The 4,857-nt window shown below is 42.6% G+C and carries 5 protein-coding genes; all 5 read left to right on the top strand.

Translation table 11 applies throughout. The annotated features are described in order from the left end of the window. Positions 1-553: phage tail spike protein (locus BT147_RS14755; protein WP_177239867.1), on the top strand; the 553-nt coding region annotated here is incomplete at its 5' end. 38 nt (positions 554-591) lie between these two features. Further along, the gene (locus BT147_RS14750; protein WP_072337057.1) at positions 592-888 is read left to right on the top strand and encodes a hypothetical protein; all 297 of its coding nucleotides are present in this window, start codon (positions 592-594) and stop codon (positions 886-888) included. A 12-nt stretch (positions 889-900) separates the two neighbouring features. Further along, positions 901-1,128, top strand: a complete 228-nt coding sequence (locus BT147_RS14745) for a phage holin (protein ID WP_072337052.1) — start codon at positions 901-903, stop codon at positions 1,126-1,128. Further along, positions 1,121-1,714 (top strand): N-acetylmuramoyl-L-alanine amidase, encoded by a 594-nt coding sequence (locus BT147_RS14740; RefSeq protein WP_072337049.1) that lies wholly within the window; start codon positions 1,121-1,123, stop codon positions 1,712-1,714. Before BT147_RS14745 ends, BT147_RS14740 begins: the two co-directional genes overlap by 8 nt. Before the next feature lie 200 nt (positions 1,715-1,914). Continuing rightward, positions 1,915-4,857, top strand: a 2,943-nt coding sequence (locus tag BT147_RS14735) for a DNRLRE domain-containing protein (RefSeq protein WP_143188032.1), incomplete at its 3' end; no start/stop codon positions are given.

The raw sequence follows: 4,857 nt of genomic DNA, 5'->3' as shown, positions 1-4,857 counted from the left end.
AAAACGAAAATATGTAAACGTCTATCGGAAAAGAGGACAGGTCACAGGGAAGATATTCTCTTATGGACGGGATCTAGTAGAGGTTAAGAGGACGAGGGATACGAAGGATTTGGTAACGGCCCTAATTGGTATCGGGAAGGATGAGGGTGATGGGAGTATCCTCACATTTCAAGACTATACTCCTCCAGATAATTTCAAGTATGAAAAGAATGAAGACTGGGTTGGGAGTATCGAATCTCTACAGCGTTGGAGGCGAAATGACAAGCATATATTTGGAGTCTACAAAGATGAATCGGCTACGAATCCTGCTGAACTCTATCAGAACACAGTAAAGGAACTCGATAAAAGGAGTAGGCCGAAAGTAACCTATCAGATGAGTGTTCTCCTACTAGAAAGACTCATAGGGCAACAATGCCGATTAGGAGACGAAATTATCGTGAAGGATCACAGTTTTACTCCAGAGCTTGCGATCCGAGGCAGAGTCACCGAGAAGAAGAGTAGTAAAACGAGTGTTGATCCACAACAGAATCAAGTGATCTTAGGGGACGTTTAATCCCTTGGGCAGATTGAATCGGAGAGGAGGTGATCCGATTGGATGAAGAAAGGCAAGGCATCTATATATCTGGAAAAGAAATGTATGAATCTATACAGGCTATTGGAAGTACGTCTCAACAAATTCTGACTCGTATAAGCGTGATGGAAGCTAAGTTAGAGGACTTTGGACAAACGGAAGAGCGGAGTCGTGAGGCGATTAGAAAGTCAGAAGAGGCATACGACATTGCTTCCAAAATAGAAAGCCAACAGGTGTGGCTCTGGAGGATTGTATCAGGCTCATTGGTTACAGGAGCGATTACGCTACTACTTTCTTTTATAAAAAAATCAATCTAGTGGAGGATAAATATGAAAAATAAACGTTGGAAAAATAGTGGAATGTGGATCAGCCTAACGGGATTGATCTTTTTATTTTTGCAGACTATCGGGGTGGACATTAGTCCAGTAAAACAGGGGGCTATTACTACAGTCGTAGATTCAGTCGTTGGACTACTTGTTGTGTTAGGGATTCTAAGTAATCCCACCACTCAGAATCAGGGCTTTCTAGACGACAAGGGGGGTGTAGAGAATGACTAAATTAATCTGTCTGGACGCTGGTCATGGAGGTAAGGATTCTGGAGCAGTAGGTTATGGACTTCGAGAAGCAGATGTAGCTTTAAAATTAGTAGAGTTGGTGAATCACTATCTGGGTAGCTATGCATGTGTTACTACTCTAACTCGAAACAAGAATACATCTGCAAGATATCCATCTGGTAAAGCGGGATTACGGAAACGGATTGCCTACGCAAATAACAAAGGTGCTGATTTCTACTTATCGCTGCATTGCAATGCGGGCCGAGGATCTGGATTTGAGTCCTATGTAGCCCAATCTGTGCCGACTCGTACCAAGAGAATACAAAAGGTAATTAATGATAATGTGCTGGGATTCTTAAAGGGCTACGGAGTCAAGGCTCATGGGAATCCGGAGAAAGTTGACATCCAAGCGGCACGGGGTAGAATCGCTGTTGTTAGGGATACGAAGATGAGTGCAGTTCTTCTGGAATGTTTGTTTATCGATAATCCTACAGAGAACAAGCTTTTGAAGGACAGCCAGTTCCTTGATGGATTGGCTAAGGCTATTACGATAGGTGTAGTCTCAGCTTTAGGGCTGGAAAAGAGATAGATATATGTAGAGAGTATCGCTGACTTTGAATCTGTGAGTGATACTCTTTTTTTATTTTTTCCAACGCAGTAAAAAGTAAAAATTGATCTTGATTCAATGCATCTATTTATTTTTTTGTTGACGAATTGTGAACAAATGAAATATATTTCTATTGTATTATAAAAAATCTATATTAATCTAAAAAATGGAGGGTTATTAAGGTGAGAAAGAAGAAACGAATGTTTCTCCGTAGAATGCTATTAATGGTTCTGTCGTTTTTCATATTCTTCGGAACAGCATTTCCTACTTCTACACATGCGGCTGATTTTGCTAATACGACATATAAAGCCGCTGAGTGGGGTTTTTTATCTGTTTACATGAGTGCAAAAGATGCATGGAATCAGATGGCGGACGGATGGACTCTGGCATCCGAGAAGAGTAACGGAAGCAAGGAACTGACTGAGAATAAACAAAGTCTTCCTGTAAAAGAGGAGATTCCTAAAGGAAAAAAGGTAGCAGACCCCAAGAGAGTGAAGGAACTAGTCGAACAACGGAAGATCAATGCTAAATTCTATGAGCTTTCAGACGGTCGAATCGAAGCCGAGATTAGTTCAGATCCTGTTCACTATCGAGATTCAGATGGAAAATTACAAGATATCCAGAATGACATCTCGAAAACGAAGCAAAAGGGATACGTGTATAGTAACGAAAAGAATCAATTTAAAACACATTTTAGTGATCGAGCTAACGAATTAGTTAAGATTACGAGTGGAAAGCATGCTATCTCAATGGGACTAAAAGCTCCAGATAGATCAAAGGTTTCCCCAACCGTAAAAGGGAACATCATCTCATTCCCAGATATCTTGAATAAAAGTAAAATCGAGTATCAAACGGAAAATAGCAAAGTAAAAGAAAGAATAGTGTTAAATGAGAAGCCAGAGAGTAATGTATTTGACTTTGTACTAGAAACAGGCGATTTAGAGCCAAAATTACAATCAGATGGCTCAGTGTTATTTGTAGACAAAGGCGATGTCGGAGTTTTCAAGATCCCAAAGCCATTTATGTACGATAGCAAAAAAGAAGAAGATTCTCCTTATGGCTATGCATGGAGCCATGATGTGAAGCAAGAGATTGTCCAAGTAGATGGTAAAAATATTCTACGTGTGACTGCTAATAAAGAGTGGTTGAATGATTCAAAACGAGCGATGCCTATAACCATCGATCCAACGATTGAGATTCAACCAACCCCGGGGAATGGGGCGCAAAACAGTAAAGATACGATGATTAACAGCTCCTCACCAACTACAAACTATAATGACAACTGGAGACTATCTGTAGGAGCAGATTCGTCACAAACTTCACGCTCTCTTGTAAAGTTTGATACTTCTGTTATCCCTTCGGGAAGCAAAGTAGACTTCGCGCAAGTGCAACTCTACTACGACCAAAATTTCTGTTCGGGTTGTAAAGATACCGATCACGATGTAACCTTCAGCCTCCACCGAGTCCTTCAAGACTGGAATCCAGCCGAGGCCACTTGGAAAGAAGCCAAGAAAGGGGAGGCATGGAAGACACCGGGTGGAACCTTTCGATCCGATGTGGAAGCAAGTACCTATGTCATAGACAATACAGATAGCACCGGTATTACGAAGAACGGTACATGGAACTTATCTTCCAATGTATCGGGCGGCGTGAATGGCAGTTATCATGCGGCACAGCCAAATGATAAGAGTGCGACGAACACCTTTACATGGAAGCCCTATCTAAATGAAAGCGGAACGTACAACGTTGCCGCATCCAATGTAAAAGCATCCGATCGCGCTACTTCTGCTCCATATAGTATTACTCACAATGGAGGAACATCCAAAGTTTATCTCAATCAGCGGACTGCGAATACCGGTTATCAATGGCTGGGACAATTTCGGTTTGCCACCGGGGATAGCCATAGTATTACGCTTTCTAACTACGATTCCAGTAAAAAAGTAGATGGAGCCGTCATTGCTGATGCCATCCGTTTTACTAAGGTAGCCGAAGTAGATAAATCTGCTAACGTAAACAACCGCTGGCATGATTACACAGCGCGTGACCTCGTTCAATCATGGGTCGATGGGAGCCAAGAAAACTATGGAGTTCTCATCAAAGCCAAGGATGAATCGAAAAAAGTAGGCGGAATCAGGTATACAGCGAGTCAAAACTTTGATGAAAATGCGATTCGACCGAAGCTAAAAGTCGTATACGGAAAACCGTCTGTACTCTTGGCAGAACCGACTAAAATCTATGCCAACGGTGCAGAGTTGAAATGGACAAAGTATATCCGAACCGACTTTGTAGAGTATCAGATCCATCGAAGTACCAATCAGAGCTTTATACCCGATGAGAGTACGCTGGTTGCACCGATTCCGAACCAAAATACACTTACCTTCACCGATACCACAGCTACGCCAACCCCTGCCTACAGCAGTGATCCGTTTGGACGAGCCTATTTCTATCAGATTGCCGTGAAAACGATAGATGGTACCGTTGTCCCTTCTACAACCCAACTCGTAAGATTGCCTAAGTCGGGTATGGCGATTCAAGTCTTGCAAAATGCCATGGACACTACCATCTCGAGTGAGCATAAAAATACCAGCTTTAACTACTTAGATGAAAAGGGAAATCCATGGGCATCCGTCGGAAACAACAGCGCTACCTTCGGAAACACTCGCTCCCTCTATAAATTTGATCTCTCTTCCATTCCAAGCACAGCAAAGGTAGTGGACGCAGACTTTAGTCTGTGGAGCTGGCAACGAGATAGCGTGGGAAGCAAACATGCTACCTATAATGCTCACTACCTGTGGAAGGATTTCGAATCGGTTCCCAAAACAACGTGGAACAGTCACAACGATGCCTTTCATCACTCAGTGCTCGATTACGTGACAAATGTCACCAACGATCCAAAATGGCTCAATTGGGATGTAACGACCGCCGCGGAAAGGTGGGTCAAAGATGGATCATCGAACCGTGGTCTCATGATCCGTCATAGTGATGAAGGAAGCAAAACAGCGAAAGAGAAGCTACTCACAGTTAGTAGTGAGATGACCCTTGCACCACAGCTAAAACCGAAGCTAAAAGTGGTCTATATCGATAAGAAAGCCGCCAATTCATACTACTCGCCGAAAACACCGACT

Origin of the sequence: Thermoactinomyces sp. DSM 45891 (assembly GCF_900119485.1) — a bacterium.
In the GTDB taxonomy this organism is placed as follows: domain Bacteria; phylum Bacillota; class Bacilli; order Thermoactinomycetales; family Thermoactinomycetaceae; genus Baia.
This window is presented reverse-complemented; position numbering and strand designations above follow the sequence as displayed.

What these genes read in the sequence shown, in the direction of transcription:
- BT147_RS14740 (WP_072337049.1), top strand. Translation starts at nt 1,121, where the DNA reads ATGACTAAATTAATCTGTCTGGACGCTGGTCATGGAGGTAAGGATTCT.
- BT147_RS14745 (WP_072337052.1), top strand. Translation starts at nt 901, where the DNA reads ATGAAAAATAAACGTTGGAAAAATAGTGGAATGTGGATCAGCCTAACG.